The 22499-nt window shown below is 38.5% G+C and carries 23 protein-coding genes; 16 read left to right on the forward strand and 7 right to left on the reverse strand.

Annotation, left to right across the window (positions count from 1 at the left end; all coding sequences use genetic code 11):
• Positions 1 to 71: 71 nt before the first annotated feature.
• From ruvA to pal, 9 genes are all read left to right on the forward strand, one after another.
• Complete coding sequence (gene ruvA, locus EGT34_RS06535; RefSeq protein WP_000578663.1) at positions 72 to 671, forward strand: Holliday junction branch migration protein RuvA; 600 nt, start codon at positions 72 to 74, stop codon at positions 669 to 671.
• Positions 672 to 679: 8 nt separating this feature from the next.
• Positions 680 to 1684 (forward strand): Holliday junction branch migration DNA helicase RuvB, encoded by a 1005-nt coding sequence (gene ruvB, locus EGT34_RS06540; RefSeq protein ID WP_001154002.1) that lies wholly within the window; start codon positions 680 to 682, stop codon positions 1682 to 1684.
• A gap of 204 nt (positions 1685 to 1888) precedes the next feature.
• A complete protein-coding gene (locus EGT34_RS06545; protein ID WP_000276833.1) occupies positions 1889 to 3223 on the forward strand; it encodes a M20 family metallopeptidase in 1335 nt (444 codons plus the stop codon).
• A gap of 210 nt (positions 3224 to 3433) precedes the next feature.
• Positions 3434 to 3841 (forward strand): tol-pal system-associated acyl-CoA thioesterase, encoded by a 408-nt coding sequence (ybgC, locus tag EGT34_RS06550; protein WP_001273591.1) that lies wholly within the window; start codon positions 3434 to 3436, stop codon positions 3839 to 3841.
• A 23-nt stretch (positions 3842 to 3864) separates the two neighbouring features.
• The gene (tolQ, locus tag EGT34_RS06555) at positions 3865 to 4563 is read left to right on the forward strand and encodes a protein TolQ (RefSeq protein ID WP_000224630.1); all 699 of its coding nucleotides are present in this window, start codon (positions 3865 to 3867) and stop codon (positions 4561 to 4563) included.
• Positions 4563 to 5015, forward strand: coding sequence for a protein TolR (gene tolR, locus EGT34_RS06560; RefSeq protein ID WP_001007562.1), 453 nt, complete (start codon positions 4563 to 4565; stop codon positions 5013 to 5015). Before tolQ ends, tolR begins: the two co-directional genes overlap by 1 nt.
• Before the next feature lie 3 nt (positions 5016 to 5018).
• Positions 5019 to 6422 carry a cell envelope integrity protein TolA gene (gene tolA / locus EGT34_RS06565; protein ID WP_001039152.1) on the forward strand — a complete coding sequence of 468 codons (1404 nt, stop codon included), beginning with the start codon at positions 5019 to 5021 and terminating at the stop codon, positions 6420 to 6422.
• Positions 6423 to 6515: 93 nt separating this feature from the next.
• Entirely contained in the window at positions 6516 to 7796 is a 1281-nt protein-coding gene (tolB, locus tag EGT34_RS06570) for a Tol-Pal system beta propeller repeat protein TolB (RefSeq protein ID WP_000858386.1), read from the forward strand.
• 27 nt (positions 7797 to 7823) lie between these two features.
• Positions 7824 to 8387, forward strand: coding sequence for a peptidoglycan-associated lipoprotein Pal (gene pal, locus EGT34_RS06575; RefSeq protein WP_000836015.1), 564 nt, complete (start codon positions 7824 to 7826; stop codon positions 8385 to 8387).
• Positions 8388 to 8441: 54 nt separating this feature from the next.
• Here the strand turns inward: pal and EGT34_RS06580 are convergent, their stop codons facing one another.
• Positions 8442 to 8630 (reverse strand): NF038105 family protein, encoded by a 189-nt coding sequence (locus EGT34_RS06580; RefSeq protein ID WP_000208542.1) that lies wholly within the window; start codon positions 8628 to 8630, stop codon positions 8442 to 8444.
• Positions 8631 to 8812: 182 nt separating this feature from the next.
• On the opposite strand from EGT34_RS06580, the gene EGT34_RS06585 reads away from it, so the two are divergent.
• From EGT34_RS06585 to EGT34_RS06605, 5 genes are all read left to right on the forward strand, one after another.
• Positions 8813 to 9784, forward strand: a complete 972-nt coding sequence (locus tag EGT34_RS06585) for a class 1 fructose-bisphosphatase (protein ID WP_002036892.1) — start codon at positions 8813 to 8815, stop codon at positions 9782 to 9784.
• A 56-nt stretch (positions 9785 to 9840) separates the two neighbouring features.
• Complete coding sequence (locus EGT34_RS06590; RefSeq protein ID WP_000268345.1) at positions 9841 to 10617, forward strand: TrmH family RNA methyltransferase; 777 nt, start codon at positions 9841 to 9843, stop codon at positions 10615 to 10617.
• 159 nt (positions 10618 to 10776) lie between these two features.
• On the forward strand, positions 10777 to 11391 hold the full coding sequence (locus tag EGT34_RS06595) for an RNA polymerase sigma factor (RefSeq protein ID WP_000362309.1): 615 nt from the start codon (positions 10777 to 10779) through the stop codon (positions 11389 to 11391).
• Positions 11381 to 11701, forward strand: coding sequence for a hypothetical protein (locus EGT34_RS06600; RefSeq protein WP_001015074.1), 321 nt, complete (start codon positions 11381 to 11383; stop codon positions 11699 to 11701). Before EGT34_RS06595 ends, EGT34_RS06600 begins: the two co-directional genes overlap by 11 nt.
• Positions 11691 to 12080 (forward strand): DUF3106 domain-containing protein, encoded by a 390-nt coding sequence (locus EGT34_RS06605; protein ID WP_000225919.1) that lies wholly within the window; start codon positions 11691 to 11693, stop codon positions 12078 to 12080. Before EGT34_RS06600 ends, EGT34_RS06605 begins: the two co-directional genes overlap by 11 nt.
• 90 nt (positions 12081 to 12170) lie before the next feature.
• On the opposite strand, the gene EGT34_RS06610 is transcribed toward EGT34_RS06605, so the two are convergent.
• The 4 genes from EGT34_RS06610 to cxpE form a co-directional block, all read right to left on the reverse strand.
• Positions 12171 to 14606 (reverse strand): CSLREA domain-containing protein, encoded by a 2436-nt coding sequence (locus EGT34_RS06610; protein ID WP_024437349.1) that lies wholly within the window; start codon positions 14604 to 14606, stop codon positions 12171 to 12173.
• Positions 14607 to 14621: 15 nt separating this feature from the next.
• Positions 14622 to 16472: a rhombotarget A gene (gene rbtA / locus EGT34_RS06615; RefSeq protein WP_000920010.1), complete on the reverse strand. Its 1851-nt coding sequence runs from the start codon at positions 16470 to 16472 to the stop codon at positions 14622 to 14624.
• Positions 16473 to 16788: 316 nt separating this feature from the next.
• Positions 16789 to 17487, reverse strand: coding sequence for a DnaA regulatory inactivator Hda (gene hda / locus EGT34_RS06620; RefSeq protein ID WP_001249535.1), 699 nt, complete (start codon positions 17485 to 17487; stop codon positions 16789 to 16791).
• A gap of 20 nt (positions 17488 to 17507) precedes the next feature.
• Entirely contained in the window at positions 17508 to 18701 is a 1194-nt protein-coding gene (gene cxpE, locus EGT34_RS06625) for a chloramphenicol efflux transporter CxpE (protein ID WP_001153980.1), read from the reverse strand.
• A 135-nt stretch (positions 18702 to 18836) separates the two neighbouring features.
• Here cxpE and purM point away from each other — a divergent pair, with 135 nt between their 5' ends.
• Together purM and purN are read left to right on the forward strand one after the other, a co-directional pair.
• A complete protein-coding gene (gene purM / locus EGT34_RS06630; protein ID WP_000071984.1) occupies positions 18837 to 19907 on the forward strand; it encodes a phosphoribosylformylglycinamidine cyclo-ligase in 1071 nt (356 codons plus the stop codon).
• Positions 19904 to 20533 (forward strand): phosphoribosylglycinamide formyltransferase, encoded by a 630-nt coding sequence (gene purN, locus EGT34_RS06635; RefSeq protein ID WP_000975533.1) that lies wholly within the window; start codon positions 19904 to 19906, stop codon positions 20531 to 20533. The genes purM and purN overlap by 4 nt, the downstream gene beginning before the upstream one ends.
• A gap of 63 nt (positions 20534 to 20596) precedes the next feature.
• On the opposite strand, the gene EGT34_RS06640 is transcribed toward purN, so the two are convergent.
• Complete coding sequence (locus tag EGT34_RS06640) at positions 20597 to 21406, reverse strand: alpha/beta fold hydrolase (protein ID WP_000114071.1); 810 nt, start codon at positions 21404 to 21406, stop codon at positions 20597 to 20599.
• Between the two features lie 18 nt (positions 21407 to 21424).
• Positions 21425 to 22441, reverse strand: a complete 1017-nt coding sequence (gene sppA / locus EGT34_RS06645) for a signal peptide peptidase SppA (RefSeq protein WP_001286612.1) — start codon at positions 22439 to 22441, stop codon at positions 21425 to 21427.
• Positions 22442 to 22499: the final 58 nt, after the last annotated feature.

The raw sequence follows: 22499 nt of genomic DNA on the forward strand, positions 1-22499 counted from the left end.
AATACAGCTAGTGTCGTTTTAATACATTTAAAACGACCAGATTTACAGTTATGAATAAGTGAAATTACGCTATGATCGGATGTTTAATTGGCGAAGTGTTTGCCCTAGAAGCCCCAACTGTCTTACTGAATGTAAATGGTGTGGGCTATGAAATTGATACACCGCTTTCAACATTTTGCCAATTACAAAAAGGCCAGAAAGTTACGCTATGGACGCATTTGGTCGTCCGTGAAGATGCTCAGCAGCTTTATGGTTTTAGTGATGCTCAAGAGAAAACTATTTTCCGCACCTTACTAAAAGTAAATGGTGTTGGCCCGAAAATGGCACTAGGTATTCTTTCTACGTTAAGTGTTGAATTGCTGGTACACACAATTGAACATGACGATGTGAATACTTTGGTTAAAGTTCCGGGTGTAGGCAAAAAAACAGCTGAACGTTTAATGATTGAACTTCGTGACCGTTTTAAAACTTTGGCACAAGGAACTTCTAGCGCGGCGGCCCTGCCTCAGATTCAATTTGTTTCGAACTCACCTGTTGCAGAAGCAGAAGCAGCCTTACAGTCACTAGGTTATAAACCTCTTGAGGCACAAAAAGCTGTTGCGGCGGTTAAAGCCGATTACACTGAATCAGCCGATATTATTCGTGCTGCACTTAAATCAATGATGAAGTAAACACACCTATGCAAGACCGTCTAATCAGTGGAACAGAAAAACCTGAAGATCATTTTGATCGGGCTATTCGACCGACTTCACTTGCCGATTATATCGGGCAACCAGTCGTACGCGAGCAAATGGAAATTTTCATCGGTGCGGCTCGTGGTCGTGGTGAAGCACTCGATCACACACTGATTTTCGGTCCACCGGGCTTAGGAAAAACCACGCTTGCCAATATTATTGCGCGTGAAATGGGTGGCAATCTCAAATCCACTTCAGGGCCTGTTTTAGAGCGTGCGGGTGATTTGGCTGCAATGCTGACTAACCTTGAAGAAGGCGATGTTTTATTTATTGATGAAATTCACCGTCTTTCACCAGTAATTGAAGAAATTCTGTATCCGGCAATGGAAGATTACCAACTCGATATCATGATTGGTGAAGGCCCTGCTGCTCGTTCAATTAAACTCGATTTACCACCTTTTACGCTCGTTGCTGCGACCACACGTGCCGGCTTACTCACCTCGCCTCTACGTGACCGTTTCGGTATTGTGCAACGTCTTGAATTCTATTCTGTAGAAGACTTAACTCACATCGTCTCACGATCTGCAAACCTCATGGATGTACCCATTACAGTTGAGGGTGCAGAAGAAGTTGCACGCCGTTCACGCGGAACACCGCGTATTGCCAATCGTTTATTACGCCGTGTACGTGACTATGCACAAGTAAAAGGTACAGGCGAAGTTAACCATGAAATGGCACAACGTGCGCTTGATATGCTTAATGTAGATAAAGCTGGTTTAGATACCTTAGACCGACGTTATTTAAGTATGTTGTTAGAACGTTTTGATGGTGGACCTGCTGGTGTTGAAGCCCTTGCAGCTGCTATGGCTGAAGATAGCGGAACACTTGAAGATGTTATTGAACCTTATTTAATTCAGCAAGGTTATGTTATGCGTACTGCACGAGGTCGCATTGCAACCAACCAATCTTATTTGCAGTTTGGCATGACGCCACCTGAGCCTAAAAACTAATCAAAGGAAGAGAATTTTCTCTTCCTTTTTTCATTTAACTATTCTTTTTAACTCAAATAAAAATTGTCTTATCAATAAATTAGCCACTCTATACCTTTTAAGTCTTTCTTTATACCTTATTGATTTTTTAATATTTTTAAAAACTGAATTATAAGAAATCTAGATATTAAATCTTCTGAACAATAATATTTTTAGGATAAGGATATGTACAAAAAAGCTGCTTTAATTTTTCCACTTGCCCTAATAAGTCAATTGAGCCTAGCGGATTGGGTAAAAGATGCTACACAACAAAATGAAAATCAGGTCATTCAATTAAGACAACACATCCATGAGTACCCTGAACTAGGCAATATGGAATTTAAAACATCTGCATTGGTTCAAAAAGAATTAAAGTCTTATGGCATTCAAGTCAAAACAGGTTATGCAAAAACAGGGATAATCGGCATTTTAAAAGGGAGTAACCCTGGCCCTATTATTGCGCTTAGAGCAGATATGGATGCGCTACCTATGGAAGAAAAAAGTGGTGTGCCATTTGCCAGTAAACAAAAGGCAATTTATCAAGGTAAAGAAACTTATGTGATGCATGCTTGTGGACACGATGCGCACACTGCAATGTTATTAGGTGCAGCAAAGATATTGGCGGCCAATAAAGATAAAATATTAGGCACTGTAATTTTTGTATTTCAGCCCGCTGAAGAAGGTGGAGCAGATATCGATAACTTCACGCATGGTGATCAAATCGGCTCAAGAAAAATGATTGCGGATGGTGCATTTAAAGACTACAAACCAGAAGCCATTTTTGGCATGCATGTCATGTCTGGCATGAAAAGCGGACATCTATATTATAAAGAGGGTGCTATTTTAAACAGTGCCGATCACTTACGGATTCAAGTTAACGGCAAACAGGTTCATGGCTCAACCCCTTGGTTAGGCAGAGATCCAATTTATGCATCAGCTCAAATGATTAATAATTTACAAAGTCTTATTAGCCGAAGAACCGACTTAACCCAAGGTATGGGCGTTATTAGTATTGGCAATATTCAAGGCGGTACAGCTGGAAATGTGATTCCTGAACAGGTCAATATGATCGGTACTATTCGATCCAATAACGAACAGATCCGAGAAAATATCCTAAAGAGCTTACCAGCTCTGGTGGAACATAACGCTCAAGCTAATGAGGTAACAGCAAAAGTTGAAATTGCGCCTTATGCTCCAGTAACCATGAATAATAAAGCTCTTACTCAACTTATCCAGCCAACATTAGCCAAAACTGTTGGAGATTCGAATCTTCATGTTTTGGACCATAATGCAAGTGCAAGTGAAGATTTTGCCTATTATGGGAAATTAATGCCCTCTTTCTTTGTTTTCTTAGGAGCAACACCTGAAAATCAAGACTTAAGCCAAGCTGCACCGAATCATAACCCTTCTTTTATAGTAGATGATAAGGCCTTAAAGACAGGAACCGAGCTACATATAAGATTCGTCTTAGACTATCCGAATATCGCTAAACAAGTTCAGGCTGCATGGAAACAGTCTTAACTTAACAATATGCTCACCATAGAGTGTTCCGTTTTAAAGAAGAAAGACAGCAGTCGCGATTGAAAGGTTGTGCCATAGGACTTAGTATGCAATCTGCTAAACTGCCCCGTATTTAAAAGCAGATGTATGGCTTTGGATAGAACTGATATTTTATTCAACAGTCATATTTTAAATATAAAGCTCTATAGTGAACTAAAACGGAATACTCTCATGGCGAATCATTTTGAATTCAACATTCGTGTTTATATTGAAGATACGGACGCAGGTGGTATTGTTTACCATGCCAACCACATTCGCTATATGGAACGTACCCGTACAGAATGGCTCCGCGCTGCTGGCGTTGACCATTACTGGCATCAAAAAGACTACAACTTTGTAGTATATAAAATTGACGTAAAATATATGCGTCCTATTTTAATGGATGACTTAATTACTGTTACAGCACGTGTAGTTTCATGTAAAGCTGCGTCATTTGTGTTGCAACAAAATATTTATCGTGGTGAAATCTTGCTTGCTTCTGGTGAGGTTGAGTTGGCATGTTTAAGTAAAGATCTAATGCCACGTCGTCTTCCGGAAGAAATACGTGATCTTATTCGTAAAGAATTGGAACAAGACTAAAAAAACAACCGGCATATGTAACTATGGCAACAAACATTGAATCAACCCTGCATATTTCTGACCTTATTTTACAAGCAAGTCCAGTCGTCCAGTTGGTCATGCTGATTTTATTGTTAGCATCAATTTTTAGTTGGTACCTGATTGCCAAGTTACATATGAGTTATAAAAAAGCACGCCAAGATGATGAACATTTCCAAAAAATGTTCTGGTCTGGTGCTGAACTCAATACGCTTTACAACAACGCACAACTCAATTCAAAACGCTCAGGCCTTGAAGATATCTTTTATCAAGGATTAAGTGAGTTTTTTAAACTCAAAAAACGCCAAGCTCCTACCTCACAAATGATCGAAGGAACAGAACGTATTTTACGTGTCGGTTTAAGTCGTGATCAGGGTAGTCTGGAATATGGTTTAGGTACTTTAGCAAGTATCGGTTCGGTTGCCCCATATATCGGTTTATTCGGTACTGTTTGGGGAATCATGAATGCTTTTATTGGTTTGGCTGCTGTTGACCAAGTGACGTTAGCGACAGTTGCGCCAGGTATTGCCGAGGCGCTTATTGCAACTGCAATTGGTCTATTTGCTGCAATTCCTGCGGTATTGGCTTTTAACCACTTTACGGCTAAAAGCGAAAGTGTCTACTCTGATCGTGCATTATTCGCCGAAGAGATGATTGCTTTATTGCAACGTCAATCTGTGGGTTCGTCACAGGAAGATGCATAATGGCCATTCAACGTTCAGGGCGCTTTGAGCGCATAAAAAAACCATTAAAAAGTGACATGAACGTCGTGCCTTATATCGATGTAATGCTGGTACTTTTAGTGATTTTCATGGTGACTGCTCCCATGATTACCAGTGGTATTAAAGTCGATTTACCTCAGGCAAATAACCATCCAATTGAATCAAAAGATATGCCAGCCATGGTCACGATTGGTAAAGATGGCAATATTTACCTTCAATATGAAGATTACAAAGATAATGAGCCACTTTCTCTTGAAAAACTTGAGTCTGTTTTAAGTGAAGCACAAAAACAAGCTGAGCAGGAAAATAAACAACTTACAGTTTTAGTGAATGGTGATAAGACTCGCCCTTATGGAGAAGTCGTATCATTGATGGCAAGTTTACAAGAAGCAGGTTTAACTCAAGTTGGCCTTCTGACAGAGCCTTTAAAATAAGCTATGAATAAAAATCAAAAGCCTCCTTTTAAACAAAATGCAATAGCATTGAGCTTCACCCTTGGAGTTCATGCAATTGCCATTGTTGGCTTGCTTTTTTTAGGCTTGAGTAAACCACCTGAACAACCAAAAAAGCTGACCACTGTTTTAGTTAAACCAGAAGATTTACCACCACCTTTGGCAAAAGAAGTTGAGCAACCAACCGTAGCAGAAAATCAGGCTGAAGAAGTTCTAAGCCCGATTGTGGATGAAACTCTTCCTCAAAATCTTCCAGCCGCCCCTCCTCCTCCAACAGCACAACAACTTGCTGCTCAAAAGCAAAAAGCTGAGCAGGCACAACAAGCAAAATTAGCTGAGGAAAAGCGTAAAGCTGAAGAAGCTGCTAAAGTAAAGCAAGCTGCAGAGCAACAACGTTTAGAGGAAGCACAAAAGCAACAGGCTGAAGCTAAGCGTCAAGCGGAGGCTAAAGCGAGAGCTGAAGCTGAACAAAAACGAAAAGCCGAACAAAATGCAAAAGCTGAGGCCGATGCGAAAGCTAGACAAAAAGCAACTGAGGAAGCTAAACGTAAAGCTGAGACTGAAGCAAGACTAAAACGTGAAGCTCAAAAAGCTGAAAACGCTAAACTTCAAGCACAACAAGAAGCTAAACGAAAAGCCGAAGCAGATGCTAAAGCCAAACAGCAAAAAGCTGCCGAAGACGCCAAACGTAAAGCTGAATCAGATGCTAAGGCTAAGCAACAAGCAGCTGATAACGCGAAACGTAAAGCCGAGGCCGATGCGAAAGCTAAACAGCAAAAAGCAGCAGAAGACGCTAAACGTAAAGCTGAGGCTGATGCAAAAGCCAAGCAGCAAAAAGCAGCTGAAGATGCTAAGCGTAAAGCTGAGGCTGATGCGAAATCTAAACAGCAAAAAGCGGCTGAAGATGCTAAACGTAAAGCTGAGGCTGATGCGAAAGCTAAACAGCAAAAAGCAGCAGAAGACGCTAAACGTAAAGCTGAGGCTGATGCAAAAGCCAAACAACAAAAAGCAGCAGAAGATGCTAGACGTAAAGCCGAAATTGAGGCCGAAGAAAAAGCTGCATCTGCTAAAAAAGCTCAAGAAGAAGCTGCCCAGAAAAAAGGTGAAGCTAAAAAAATTGCATCTTCGGCTAAACGTGATTTTGAGCAGAAAATTCGTCGTGCTTGGGATGTTCCTACAGGAAGCAGTGGTAAAACTGTTAGCGTTAGATTTACCCTGTCTGACTCAGGTAGTGTTAGCTCGATTGTTATTACACGGTCAAGTGGAGATGATGCATTGGATGCAAGTATTAAAGCTGCAATTCAGGCATCTGCTCCCTACCCAATGCCATCGGATCCTGATGCAAGACGAGAAGCGCGAAGCGTTACCTCTACTTTCAGAGCACAATAATTTTGTAAGAGTTACATGCTTTAAATAGTTTGAAGCATGTAACTATGCTACAAAATCACCAGTCACAAAAATACCTTCAATGACTTTAAACCTATGAAAACGAGCCGCAAACACCTTCTAGCCTTAACGCTACTTACTGCATTAAGTCCTCTTGCACCAACAGCTGCCTTTGCTCAATTACATTTAGAGATTGCAAAAGCACCTGATCAGGCGCCTAAAATCGCTATTGTGCCTTTTAATAACGACAATGGACTTTATCCTATTGTTGAAACTGACTTGAACCGCTCAGGACGTTTCACAAGTTCATCAAAAAACTTACCTGCGAATGCCGCTATTAACCAGATTCAAGCATCTGATTGGCAAGCTGCGGGTATTCCTTATGTTGTTACTGGACAAATTAAGCAAACAGCTGACGGGTTTGAAGTCCATTACCAACTTTATGATGTACAAAAACAGCAATATCTTCTGAATGAGTTGTTAAATGTTCCTGCTTCACGCATACGTCAAGCAGGACATATGGTAAGTGACGCTATTTATCAGGCCTTAACCGGAATTCCAGGCGATTTTAGTGGCCGTATCGCTTATGTATTACGTAATCCTGCCACTCCTGCTGAACGTTATACCTTACAAATCGCCGATACAGATGGTGAACAACCGAAAACTGTTCTCTCTTCACGTGACCCGATTTTGTCTCCGGCATGGACTCCTGACGCTAAAAAAATTGCTTATGTTTCTTTTGAAACTAAACGTCCAGCCATTTATTTACAAGATCTCTCTACTGGAACACGTGAAGTACTTACGAGTTTTAAAGGCTTAAATGGTGCACCAAGCTTTTCACCAGATGGCAAATCAATGCTATTTACAGCATCGATGAATGGTAACCCTGAAATTTATCAAATGGATTTATCAACTCGCCAAGTCAAACGCATGACAAATGACTCGGGAATTGATACTGAAGCGCGTTACACACCAGATGGAAAAGCTTTTATTTTTACATCTGACCGTGGAGGCTCTCCTCAAATTTATCGCTATGATTTTGGGAATGGCTCAGTAAAACGCTTAACATTTAAAGGGTCATTTAATGCTCGTGGCACTTTAAGTGCAGATGGTAAAAAAATTGCACTCGTGCATCGACCAAGTGGTAGTAACTATAAAGTTGCGATCCAAGATATTAATACAGGCATTGTCAATATTCTTACCCCAACCAGTTTAGATGAATCACCAAGTTTCTCACCAAATGGGCAAATGGTGGTTTATGCAACTCGTGAAGGGAACCGTGGTTTACTGTCTATCATGTCCACTGATGGTCGTTTCCGTATGAATTTACCGAGTGAGCAAGGTGAAGTACGTGAACCAGCCTGGGCACCTAAATAACTTTTTATTCCATTGATGGAGATGATGATGAAATCAATTAAATATTTGGCCTTTCCTCTACTTAGTGCAGCACTTGTCATGACAGGTTGTGCAAGTCGTAAGCCAGCAACAACGGCAACTACAGGTACAACTAACCCAAGCACAGTAAATACGACAGGCTTAAGTGAAGATGCTGCATTAAATGCTCAAAATCTAGCAGGTGCTTCTTCAAAAGGTGTAACTGAGGCAAACAAGGCTGCCCTAGCGAAACGCGTCGTCCACTTCGATTATGACAGTAGTGATTTATCTACTGAAGATTACCAAACACTTCAGGCTCATGCTCAGTTCCTCATGGCAAATGCAAACTCAAAAGTTGCATTAACTGGTCATACAGACGAGCGCGGTACACGCGAATACAACATGGCCTTGGGTGAGCGCCGTGCAAAAGCAGTTCAGAATTATCTTATTACCAGTGGTGTAAATCCTCAGCAACTTGAAGCTGTAAGTTATGGTAAAGAAGCGCCTGTTAATCCTGGCCATGATGAATCAGCTTGGAAAGAAAACCGCCGCGTTGAAATTAACTATGAAGCGGTTCCTCCTCTATTAAAATAAAACATCCCAAAAAATAAACGCCCACATATGGGCGTTTATTTTTACATTCTTACTTTAAGAAGATTTGTTTTGCTCTTCTTCTGAATGTTGCATTGACTCAATCAAATCATGCTTATTAAAAGCTTTATATTCAGGTTTTGCCTCATAATCTTTCCAAGCTTCCTGAACACTTTCTTTCGAAATTTCTTCTAAATTGATTGGTTCACCTGCTGTTGGGGTCGCATCAAACTTCTTAGTTGTCATTTCGATTCTCCTAAATCTACATTCCTTTGTTATGCAAACAACATACCACGTAAAATGGGGCTTGTAAGCATAAATGCAACACAAATAAAGTAAGATAATTTTTATTTTTCGGCATTCTCATCTAGAATATGCCACGTATTTATCTGACTCATTTTGATGCTTGCGCACAGGAGCGTTTTTTTATGTCCAACCTCACATTGTCCCAATTTTTACAACAAGAAAAAGGGAATCTTACACCTGAGTTGGCTCAAGTCATCGACACAATTGCTGCGACTTGTAAAACCATTGATCAAGCCTTACAAAAAGGTGCCTTGGCTGGAATTTTGGGTAGCGCAGGTAACGAAAATGTTCAAGGTGAAACACAGAAAAAACTTGATGTGATTTCTAATGACTATTTAATCGATGCTTTAAAAGTCCATCCTCACGTCGGTGGTCTTGCATCTGAAGAACTTGATGATTTTACACCAGCACAAGAAAACGGCGAATACTTGGTTCTATTTGATCCATTAGATGGTTCAAGCAACATTGATATCAACATGTGTGTCGGAACAATCTTCTCGATTCTTCCTGCCAAAAATGCGATTACACAAGCACAAGATTTCATGCAGGCAGGCACTCAACAAGTTGCTGCTGGCTATGTGTTATATGGCCCATCAACTATGATGGCTTTAACAGTTGGAAACGGTGTAGCTTTCTTTACGTTAGACCCAGAAACTCAAACATTCTTACTTACTACAGAGAATGTTCAAGTATCAGCAGATACTCAAGAATTTGCTATTAATGCATCTAATCAACGCCATTGGGAACAACCAGTAAAACAATATATTGAAGAGTTACTTGCAGGTAAAACATCTGTACGTGAAAAAGACTTCAATATGCGTTGGGTCGCATGTATGGTGGGGGATGTTCACCGTATTTTATGCCGTGGCGGTATTTTCCTTTACCCATATGACTTAAAAGACCCGAAAAAAGCTGGTCGTTTACGTTTAATGTATGAAGCCAACCCAATGAGTATGCTCATTGAACAAGCAGGCGGCGCATCAACTACTGGCCGTGTACGCATTCTAGAGATTGAACCTACAGAACTTCATCAACGTGTTCCTGTGATTATCGGTTCTAAGAATGAAGTTGAACGTGTAACAAGCTATCATTAATAATTTAAATTACACAGGGCGTCATAGTATGATGACGCCCTTTTGGATATTCCCTTATGGCGGTTATTTTTTTAGAATCAAAAGACAATGCAAAAATTAAACATTTGCGTGGTTTAATTGAACTCAATAGCGCCCGAAAAAAGCATCAACAAACAGTTCTTGAAGGTACCCACCTTTGTCTAGCTTGGTTACAACAACAGAAAAAACTCTTTTCGTTGTTTACGACTGAACAAGCCTTAGAACATCCCGATTTAAAGAAAATCATTGAACTTCACCAAGGTCATGTCTTTATTATTAGCGAAGTTTTATATAAAGATTTAAGTACTTTAGGTAATACTCTTCCTTGCTTGGCTATTATCGATTTACCGAAAACTGCATCAACCATTGACTATAGCGTAGATACGTTAATTCTAGAAAATGTACAAGATCCGGGTAACGTAGGTACATTGTTACGTTCAGCGGCAGCAGCAAATATAAAACAGATTATTTGCACACAAGGCTCTGCCTCACTTTGGTCTCCACGAGTTTTAAGAGCAGGTATGGGGGCACATTTTAGCCTGTCTTGTTTTGAAAACTTTCAATTGACCGATATTCTTCCTAAATTCGATATTCCTGTTTTCGTTACAAGCTCTCATCGCTCGACTAGTCTTTATTCAAAAGACCTTTCAAAACCATGTGTTTGGATTTTAGGCAATGAAGGACAAGGTGCAAGTGATTATGCTTTAGACCATGCACAATCAGTGACTATACCGCAGCCCGGTGGTCAAGAGTCATTAAATGTAGCCATTGCAGGATCAATTTGTTTTTTTGAAATGGTTCGCCAACGCCAATAAAACGTTAATTTATTTTACATCGCTCATATTTGTGAAAAAAATCATTTACACTACTAAAAAATAGCCGATTGTTGTCAACCTCCCACCTCTTTTCAACGTTATATAAGAGATATATTGAAGATAAGGTGGGTACGTCCAATGACAGGATTTTCCATCTCCATGGATTTAGCACCGAAAAAGTCTCGATCGGAAGCATCTAGTGCTCATGCCAGCACGGCTGAGCAACGCCTAAAGATTTTCATGCAAGATGTTACTGGTCGTGCTTTAGTGATGATGGAAAGTGCTACCCAAGGTCAACAAGGCATTGCTATGGACTTGGTTCAAGAAGCATTTATTGCTTTACACAAGTCTTACGCCGATCGAAGTACTGAAGAATGGTATCCCCTATTTTATACTATTCTAAATAACAAACTTCAGGATTGGCGCCGCAAAGAAGCACGTCGGGCAAACCCATTTTCATTTTTCAAAAAAGTTAGTCTAGACAATGATGATGAAGAAATCATTGATATTGTCGATGAAAAAGCAATCAATCCAGCAGATTTTCTAGATCAAGCAGTGACCATAGAAGAGATCCAGGAAGCGATTGCAAAACTACCTGTTCGTCAACAACAAGCTTTTATGTTACGTGCGTGGGAAGGTTTTGATACCCATACTACAGCGCAAATTATGAACTGTACCGAAGGTAGTGTAAAAACCCATTATCATCGAGCAATTCAGGGACTTAGAGAGTATTTAGCGCATTTAAATCCCATGGGAGGTTCCAATGAATCATGATGATTTCACTAAAAAGGTGACATCCAAACTCGATAGTTTGGCCCATCACCATAAAAATAAAACAGTGGTGATGAATCATGTGCTTGACCATATCCAACAAAAACCGGCCTCTTATTATAGTGTCTGGAAAATGACTGGTTTTGCACTTGCAGCAGCGATTACTGGTTTTGTTATTTTACCAAACTCAATAGATATGCTTAATAAGCCACAAAATCAAGTCGTTGTAAATCCTAAATTATCGCCACAAATGGTAGAAGATTTAGAAATGCTCATGGTGTTGGGTGAGGATAAAGTTCAACATGGTAGCTAAAAAGTTAGCACTTATCCTTTGTTCATTAAGTTTCTTGCAAACAAGTTTTGCAGGTTTCGAACGTTTCTGGATTTTTTCGAAAGATGCCAATACGCAAGTAGATGATACTTGGAATGCTCTATCTGAAGAAGAGCAACGAGCTGTAATTAAACGTTATCAAACCTTAAAGGAATTACCATCCAACCAAAGTGCTAACTTGCAACAACGTATGGATTGGTTTAACCAGCTTCCAGATGCAGAAAAGCAAAAAATGCGTGAAGCTTGGCAAAAAATGAGTACACAAGAACGCAATGATTTACGTCAACGGATGCTCAAAGCAAGTGCTGATGAAAGAACTGCTATACGTGAAGAATATATAAATAAATATTTAGAGCACTAAAAACCGTATTTAATATTTATCTTTTTTTGAAATTAAAAAGTTACTAACAAATAAAAAAGCCTCCTAGTGGAGGCTTTTTTATTTTTATCATCACTTACGATAACGTCTATAAGCAATTAAACTTAGTAGTGATGCGATAGAAAGAATTCCAATACTTCCACCCCCACCACCACGTGAATCATCAGTTGTAGTTGCTGTACTTACTAAGTTAATTGTTCCGGCCTTAGCTGAGATAGTTCCATCTGCATCATATACATAATATGTTAGTGTATCATTAAAGGTATTAAATACATTTTTCGCTTGAATATAGATATTGCCACCATAACATGTATTTTTACTATCTTTACCAGGGCATGGACCTTCGCGATCTGCTTTTACTACTGTAAAAATTCCATCTTTTGAGTTTTTACTTGGTAAATAAATTGGTAACTCTACACCTTTGTCATTTACCCAAAATGGAGGTTTATTCGGTTTAGTAACAAGCGTACCAACAGGACCATCACCATCATCATTTGCATATTTAAGTAAATTTAATGGGATAATTTCATTAGCTAAATATTTGAATGTTATCGTGCCATCCCCTGAAACAGGAGTTATATTTCCAAATTTCGCCTTAATTAGGCCACTACTAAGCTCTACACCTGTTTTAGTGGTAATTGTATATTTACAAAACTCATATGTCGTACTCGAAGTAATATCATCATCAACACGATAAAAAAGAATTTGCTGTACCGTAGGATTCCATTCGCATCTTTGATTTTTCTTAGTCTCAGTATCTGAAGTTAAATCTTCTACTTTCTGCCCCACACCTAATGGCTCTGCTTTAACACTATAATCCGTCGTATTAAAAAACTTTAATACATGATTTGAATCTTCAGTTGGTAGTGGAAAACCATAGTTTTTTAAATCAATATAAATAGCTCGATATTTTGTATTTATATGCGCGCTGTCATTCTTAAATTTATCAAGTAAATCCTTAAATTCAGCTAAACGGACTTTATAATAAACAATAAAATTTGATGGAGTTGTTGGATCTTTGAGCAAACTATCATATAAGTCGTAACTTTTTTGATAGGTTTCTAATAATGTTGTAAATGAAATATTACTTAAACCTTCTAGGTCACCTGCTGTAAGCTTCATTAATTCAACTGAACCAATATCACAACTATTTTTACTCTTTTCTAGAGTTTGATAATAGTACGTATTACTTACTAATCTCGATAATCCACGTTGGTCCTGAGTTTGGCATGTACCCTTATTTTCCAAATCAACATCAATTAAATCTGTCGCTGAAAAATTATTTTTAGGATAGTAAATTGGTAAAAAACCATTATTTTCATTAGCTTCTTTTAAAGGTTCTAATAAATTACTAAAAACTTCATTTTTTATATCAATATTCGTATTGCCTGTAGAAATTACTTCTGTCGGTATATCACATTTAGGAGTATTACCAGTTAAGTTTAATGCATTAAATTTCAAATTTAGTCCAGTATCTTTTTCAGCCGCCGCTGCTCCTAATAAATATTTACATGCATAAGAACCTGTATTAAACGCTAATATATTAAAATTTAATTCTTTTGTACCTAATTTATCATATAAAAATGTGGTGTATGCAGAGTTCTCAACGATTGTATTATTTTGCAATGTTAAACTACTAGATGAGCTTAACTTACTAGTTTGATTTTTTAATGGATCAGCATCTCCAGTAAATTTAATAATATTACCATTAGTAAGACTCGCTAAATTTTTAGCAATTGTATTATTAGTAAATTTCGCCGTAGGACTACCGCAAAAATCAAAAATACTTATAGAGTTTATTCCACCATTGTCAATAAAACTATTTGAATTAAATGAAAAGATACGTCCACTGTATGAATTATTAAACATGCAACTCATTGCCAAAATACTACCTTCAGTCGAAGCCTTACCATTACCTTGAACTAATGAATGATTCATTGTTAAACTAGCAGTACTTCCGCCAAGATAAATTGCCCCGCCTTTAGAGGCTTGAGAGTTTAAGATCTGGCTATTTTTTAAAGTTACATCAGCACCAGCGTAAATTGCTCCGCCTTGCTCAGCACTTTTACCATTTTCCAAAATGATATTGGTTAAAGTTAACGATTGTTGGTAAACAGCTGTATTAAAAATTCGTGATTTTCCACCAGCATTTATACGAGTTTGAAGAGGTTTTTGAGCAGGATAGTCATTAGTTAAAACTCCTTTACGCTCCCAATCTGTCGCCTCTTTTCCAATAATATTTAAAGCAATTTTAGGTGTTAACTCTTTATTTAAGGTATAGGTACCAGCATCAAGTTGAATTGTATAATTTTGATCAATTGCTGGAACCTCACACCCTCCATAAGATTTTCGCATTTCTGCAGCTGTAATAGCTTCACGTAAAGAACATGTATTCATGTTCTCATTATCTTCATCATTAAATGTTGTAACTTTTATAGTAGTTTGAGCCATTAAAGGCATTGCTGCGATAACAGTAAGTACTCCTAGTACTTTTTGATAGTTTTTCATAGTCCTCATCCCTGTTTATGACTTGAAACGGCGTAATGCAATTAATCCAAATAATCCTAAAATTAATCCACTACCGACGCTTCCTCCTCCACCCGTACTCACAGATTTATCTTCAATACCCGATACAGGTTCTTGGACTACAGTTGCAGGGATAGTGACATATTGAAACTCTATGCCATCATTAAAACGAGATACACTCGTAACAACTTGAATCCTAAAAATGTCCGCACCATGCCAATTTCCATTTGGCGTATAAACTACATTTCCATTCTGATCTAAAGTAACAACACCTTTAGAAGTTGGTGTATCAGTACTTTGTGTAACTTTAAGACATCCAGGTTGCCATTCTTTACCATCAGGACGTTCACCGAATAAACGCTTACAGGTTGTAGGAGTGACCAGATCTGCTTCACTTAGAGAACTCAGAATACTAAATTTTGCAACTTGACCATATTTAATATCTTGGCCAACAGGAGCAATTTGGCTATCCAAAATATATTCAATCGCACCTAAATCACAAAGTTCATCATATCCACTACGGTTTTTACCGCGTTGATCATATCTTTCACAACTTGCTAAACCAATTGAAGAACCATCACTATAAAGACGGCCTTTATTAATAATCAAAGAGTCAGATAAAGATTGATAACTTTCAAGTAAGCGTGGCCTAAAGAAACCTAGAAAACTATCTTTTGGCGTATTGTAAGGACACAACAACCCGGTTTGAGAGGTAATATCACATGTACCTTCATCGCTATCACCGGCAATTAATTTTTCATTAGCAGGATAAAGAATATTAGGGAGCTTCGATGTAGCATTACGATTACACTCTGCTGTAACCAAATTACTTTGTATAATTGCTTTATCAGTCGTACTTACCTGACAGTTAATAGTATTTCCTACTAATATACTATTTGAAACCGAAGCATTACCTTGAGGCGCATCAAGAAATAATCCTTTATCATTTTTAATCATAGTAATGTTATTAACAAACATCCCATCCCGAACATTTGCAATAAAACCGCCTTTATTATGAAAAATTGTACTATTACTTATACCGATAGCCCGTGAAGTTAAATACCCTCCAGTACTTTCATCGGAAAACTTAGTCTGTGTATAAAATAAAGCATTATCTGCTATTGTGACTTCATTATCACGTAAAACTGATTGAGTAATAAAATAAAGTGGCATTTCACTATATAAAATTCCACCTTGAGCCGCTTTATTATTTTGGATTAAATTATTGACAAGACTAACTGTACCTGCTGTATTTGTTGTATTGGATAAATTACCTGCATTATAAATTGCACCTCCTCGGGTTGCATAACCATTTATCAAACGTGAATTTCGAATGGTTAATTGTTCATGGTTATAAATTAATCCTCCTTCTAATACGGTATTGTTAGACCCAGCTCCTTGTAAATTAAGATCGCTTAAAGAAACTGAAAAAGACGCTTTTTCAACGTTCCCATCATCAATTTTAAATAGCTGATCTTTACCGACCATTTTTATTGTCGCGTTATGAGAACCTGGTTGATCATCTAATAAAGTAGAATCGTTTTTTGCTGTACTAATTGTAAGGGGTGCCGTAATCGTTATTCTGCTCTTTAACGTATATTCTTTATCGCGCTGTAAAATAATATTTGATGAAGCATCCTTATTTCCGCAGCCATGATAACCATTCACATATTTTTCAACGTCAGCTGCATTAGATGAACCACGATAATTCAAAAACTGTACTGCTTCTCGTAAAGTACAAACAGTATCATCTTTATCTTCATCCACTAAACTTGTGACTTCAATATCAGCAGAATAAGCGTGCCCAGCAGCAGCCAATAATGCAAAAGCAATGCTCCGTTTGAGCATACCCTTCTCCTTACCTATTTTTTTCATTTTTCTTTGTCAATATTGCAAAGTTTCCACTTTTGCAAACGCATCCTTTGTGCGTACTTTGTCACAGGAATCAGAATTTCTCAAGATGTTTTGATCGGTCTATAGCGTCATTTTCGATAGGGAACTTTCTAAATATTTGTACAATTAAAGATCTATTGATATATGAAAATTTTACTTATAAAAATTTAAAAGTATTTTTCAAGGCTAAAAGAATAAATAGCTCATGATTTTTATAGTAAGGAAAGTTTACTTAGGCTAATAAATTAAAAGTCCAGAAGCTAGAAAATTATTATTGTTGATATTCATCAATTAAAGCATAGATTTGTCTTAACGTTGCATTTGAAAGTTTAGTCTTCTCACCTTTAAGGAGTTTTTCTAATTGTGCTACGGTTTGCAATAGAATAGAAGCTTGATGAGGCCCATGTAAAAGTAAATAGTCTACAATCTGCTGATCAAAATGGATCCCACGTCTAGCCATTACAGAAGTGACTAAAGCATAGCGGTCAGCATATAAACTTCCGCTCGGCACTTTTACACTCACTGCTTGTGTAAGTCGCGATTGTAAATCTGGTAACTCCAGCTTTAATTCAATCGGTGCAACACGTGAAGAAAATACAAGTTGTCCTTCATGGTTATTCATTAAATGAAAAACAGCTTTTTGCCAGTGAGGCACCCCACTAATTGACTCAATATCATCTAAAGCCACCAGATCATAGTGCTCTAAGCAAGTAATTGCCTCAATTGGAGCATCGAGAAGTTCAAGCAAAGAAACTTTAATTGCAGATTTACCGACCTCTAAATAAGAATCACAAATCGCTGAAAGCAAATGGCTCTTGCCTGTTCCTGCGCCACCATAGATATAAAATCTATTTACTAGACCCGCATGTAGTTGTCGCACTGCATCCACTACATGCCCCCAACCTGGTCCCGAAAAATCACTGATTCGGGCATCAAGTTGAGGTTCTATATCCAGTTGGAGTTGACGCATATAATGAATTGGCCTTGAAATTATTTCTGATCTGAAAGATTCGGGGTATCTGTATCTTGCTGTTTTTTAACTTCAAGATCAAGTTTAGTATTTTCAGTTTCTACATGAAGTTGCTCAATATTACCCTCTTGGATTAATAATGTAGAAGATGGAGCATAGAATGAACTCCGTTCATAATTTTCTCTAAGGTGTTTTAAGAGCACCACAATGACAGCCGCCACAGGTAATGCAATTAACATTCCTAAAAAGCCAGCCAATTGAGCCCCAGCTAAAACAGCAAATACAACTGCAACAGGTGAAAGACCAATTTTATCACCGAGTAGGAATGGCTGCAGAATATAGCCCTCTACTGCCTGCCCAATCATAAAGACTACGCCAACAAGTAATAAGTGTGTCCAGTCCATTCCAAATTGGAACAAACTTGCAATAACCGCTGCAATAATCCCGACTGCAAATCCTAGATAAGGAATAATACTGGCAAGACCTGCCACCATACCAATAATTAGGCCGACCTCTAGTCCAATTAATTGTAAGCCTACTGCATAAACTACACCGAGCAAAAGCATAACAAGGAACTGACCTTTAACAAATGCTCCTAACACGCTATGGCATTCACGGACGATTTGTAAGGTCGTAGCCTCATATGGCCGTGGAATGAGACGACGTAAGTTTTGTAACATACGGTCCCAGTCTAATAAGAAGTAAAAAGCAATAATTGGGATTAAAACAACTGTTCCACCAATTTGAATAAAATTAAGTCCTGATTGTGCAAGCTTTAATAAAACTGCTTGAATACTATCAGCACTGTAATTGGTCTGAACATAATCCATCACAGCTTTGGACATTTGATCGGTATCAATTTCCATTTGCTGGACATGGAAGGTCGAAGAAATCCATGGTAATAGCTCTGCATTAATCCAATGAATCCCTGCTGGAATACTATCTCGAGCGTAAACAAGTTGTTTCCAGATCAGTGGTACCAGATACCATAATGCAACGGTTAAAGTTACACCTATACCAATAAAAACAATACTAATTGCCAACCAGCGAGGTATCTTAATTTTTACTAGAACTTCGACTAGTGGACTAAATAAATAAGCCAGGAAAAAAGCACCAATAAATGGGATGACCACAGGCTTGAGCAAGTATAATACCCATACCAGCAATACAATACCTGCGAGTAAGAAAATACGGCGCAGTATACGATCTTGCATAAAATCTAGCCTTTTTTGATTTAATCGTTATAAATGGAAAAATATTTTTATTAAAGATAGCATTTTCGAGCATAAATAACATAAGAGTTTCGTATATTCAGGTTATAATCTGCCGCCAATGCGGAGACTTCATTTATGAGCAACTCAACTTCTACCCCAAATACCGGTTTAAGCTACAAAGATGCGGGTGTTGACATTGAAGCGGGCGACGCACTGGTCGATCGTATCAAGTCAGTCGCTAAACGTACAACTCGTCCAGAAGTAATGGGCGGACTTGGTGGCTTTGGTGCACTATGCAAAATTCCTAAAGGTTACGAAGAACCTGTTTTGGTTTCAGGAACTGACGGTGTAGGTACTAAATTACGTTTAGCACTTAACCTTAATCGTCATGACACAATCGGCCAAGATCTTGTCGCTATGTGTGTAAACGATCTTTTGGTTTGTGGTGCAGAACCACTATTCTTCCTCGACTATTATGCGACTGGTCACTTAAATGTCGATGTAGCTGCAAACGTAGTTACTGGTATCGGTAAAGGTTGTGAACTTGCAGGTTGCGCACTTGTAGGTGGTGAAACAGCTGAAATGCCTGGCATGTATGAAGGCGAAGATTACGATCTTGCTGGTTTTGCCGTAGGTGTAGTTGAGCAAAGCAAAATTATTGATGGCTCTAAAGTAAAATCTGGTGATGTACTTATTGGTGTTGCATCAAGCGGTGCTCACTCAAATGGTTATTCATTACTACGTAAAATCTTAGATGTTAAGAATGTAGACTTAACTCAAGTAATTGATGGTCGCCCTCTTGCAGATGTAGCAATGGAGCCAACACGTATTTATGTAAAACCAGTTCTAGAGCTTTGCAAACAAGTTGATGTACACGCGATGGCACACATCACTGGTGGCGGCTTACCAGGTAACTTACCACGTGTATTACCAAATGGTGCTCAAGCTGTAATTAATGAAGCTTCTTGGGAATGGCCAGAATTATTCAAACTTTTACAACGCGAAGGCAATGTAGAACGTTTTGAAATGTACCGTACCTTTAACTGTGGTGTAGGTATGGTCATTGCTGTTGATGCAAATGATGCAGAAAAAGCAATTGAAGTGCTTAATGCTCAAGGTGAAAAAGCTTGGAAAATCGGACATATCCAAGAAAATGCTGAATCAGTGGAAGGTGCAGACGAAAAAATTCGTGTGATCTTTGAATGATGAAAATTGCTGTTCTAGTCTCTGGGAACGGCAGCAACTTACAAGCCTTGATAGATGCAAATCTATCAGGGCAAATTGTAGGTGTACTGTCTAATAAAGCCGATGCTTATGCCCTAGAGCGTGCTCAAAATGCCAATATCGCGACAGCCGTAATCTCTCACAAAGACTTTCCTAGTCGTGAAGATTTTGATGAAGCTATGCATCAGCAACTTATCGCATGGCAAGCTGACGTGGTTATTTTAGCTGGCTTTATGCGTATTTTAACTGCTGACTTTGTCAACAAATGGCAAGGTAAAATGCTTAATATCCATCCTTCATTATTACCTGCCTATAAAGGCGTTAATACACATCAACGTGTATTAAATACGGGGGATCGATTACATGGATGTACCGTTCACTTTGTGACTTCTGAACTTGATGCTGGTCAAGCAATTGCTCAATCTGCCATTGAAGTAAAAGAACATGACAATGTTGCATCCTTGGCCGAACGTGTACATAAACTTGAGCATTTTATTTATCCTCAAGTTGCAGAGTGGTTATGTAATGGCCAGCTCACATGGAAAAATGGACAAGCCTATTTCCGCAATCAAATTCTTGAACACCCTATCCGTTTTGCATCTTGGTAAAAGTTTGCTTAACGTCAATTAAAAAAGGACATGCATGCATGTCCTTTTTTTGCGAAAGCTTTATTAGCGTGAATTACGGTGAATAAGTTCCTTAATATAATTCACTGTATCAATCGGATGCTCTAGAGGGAACATATGCCCTCCTTCAACTACACTAAATGGAATCCCCATTTTACGTTTTGCCATTTGAGGAAAACCTCTTTTTAAGAAGGCACTCTCTTTTCCTACAACTAAATGTACTGGCATTTTCGGTTTTGGCATGGGTAACCACCACCAAGAAGGGTTTTTACGGAAAATCGCAACTTCATCTTCACGGGAAATAGTTAACGTTACACCACCACGTACCGAGTCTTCTTTCAAAGCATAGTCAATGTAGGCTTGAAAGCAATCTTCATCAAAGTCTTTATAAAAACCTTTTGGACGTAACAATGCAGCTGCTTGCTCACGTGATTCCCAATGCTCGCGACGACGTGCAGATAAACCCGCTGGTGTCATATCATCAACTATTTTGGGTTTAAATAATTTTGCCATATGAAAAGCAAAAGAATATCTACCCAAAATAAGAGGCGGATCTAACATGATCACTTGTGAGAATAACTCAGGCCGTCTAAAAGAAGCCATTAAAGTTAAAACTGAACCGAGCGAATGGCCCAGTCCAATCACTTTTCGCCCCTTCGCTTGACGTACAATACTATCAATTACCTGATCAACCAAAAAAGGCCAATGATTGGTAATCGGATAACGTTTGTCAGGTCCAATGAGTGGAACATAAATTACGTCATACTCATCTTTTAATTGATCAAACAATTTTTGATACACCATAGATGGCACGCCGTTGGCATGCGCAAAGTGTATAACCGGTTTTACTGACATACCGTTATCCTGCTTAAATTATTGTAGTTTTGCGTCCTGACTTGTTTGTAAGCGTTCAGCAACCGACTCACTTAAACCTTTCCCCATTTCTGATCCCATTCGCCCTAGAATGGATTGTAATGGGTTACGTTCAATCGTGTAGTCAACTTTATTATCAAGCTTCAGTTCACGCATCAAGCTTGTAATGTTACCTGAACGGTCAGCTACGCCTAACTGAATTGCTTGCTCGCCAGTCCAGAAAAGACCAGAGAAAATAGCAGGATCATTAGATTTTAAGCGTTTCCCACGCCCTTCTTTGACCGCGTTAATAAAATGAGTATGAACATTATCGAGTACAGATTGGATATGTTGTCTTTGTACAGGATTAATCGGTTTTGTCATACTTAAAATGTCTTTATTCGTCCCCGCTGTAAGAGTTCGGTCTTCAATTCCTAGTTTTTGAGCTAAACCAGTAATGCCATAGTTTGGCATAATGACACCAATTGAACCTACCAAACTTGATGGATTCACAATAATTTCATCGGCAGCAGAAGCAATATAATAAGCACCCGAAGCACCCATATCGCCAATTACCGCATAGACTTTCTTATCAGGATGTTCTTTTTTCAAATAGCGAATTTCTTGCCAGATTTCATCTGACTGAACAGGTGAACCGCCAGGAGAATTAATATTAAGGGCGATTGCTTTACTATTCGATGCCTCAAAAGCACGTTTAAGCGCTTTATTTGTATCTTCACTATTCACGGCCTGATTGCTTGAAGCATCAATAGTTCCAATAATATCAACTACTGCAAGGTGAGCACTGCTACTACTTGCTGTAGAGCCATCTTTAGTGGTCGAACAGCCTTTGCCCATTAAGACGATAATGAACAATAGATAAATAAAAGTAAGTGTTTTAAAGAATATACCCCAGCGACGACTACGGCGTTGTTCTTCTACAGAAGCCAGTACAGCTTTCTCAAGGATTTGCCATTCCGGTCCATTCTGTTTAGGGGTTATAGGTTCATTTTGTGGTTTTGGTGGCCAATCGGACATAAAATTCCAATCCAAATCAATCGAAATGATGTCATTATATACGTTGATTTGATAAAAA

Source organism: Acinetobacter sp. FDAARGOS_558, from assembly GCF_003937785.1.
In the GTDB taxonomy this organism is placed as follows: Bacteria; Pseudomonadota; Gammaproteobacteria; order Pseudomonadales; family Moraxellaceae; genus Acinetobacter; species Acinetobacter baumannii.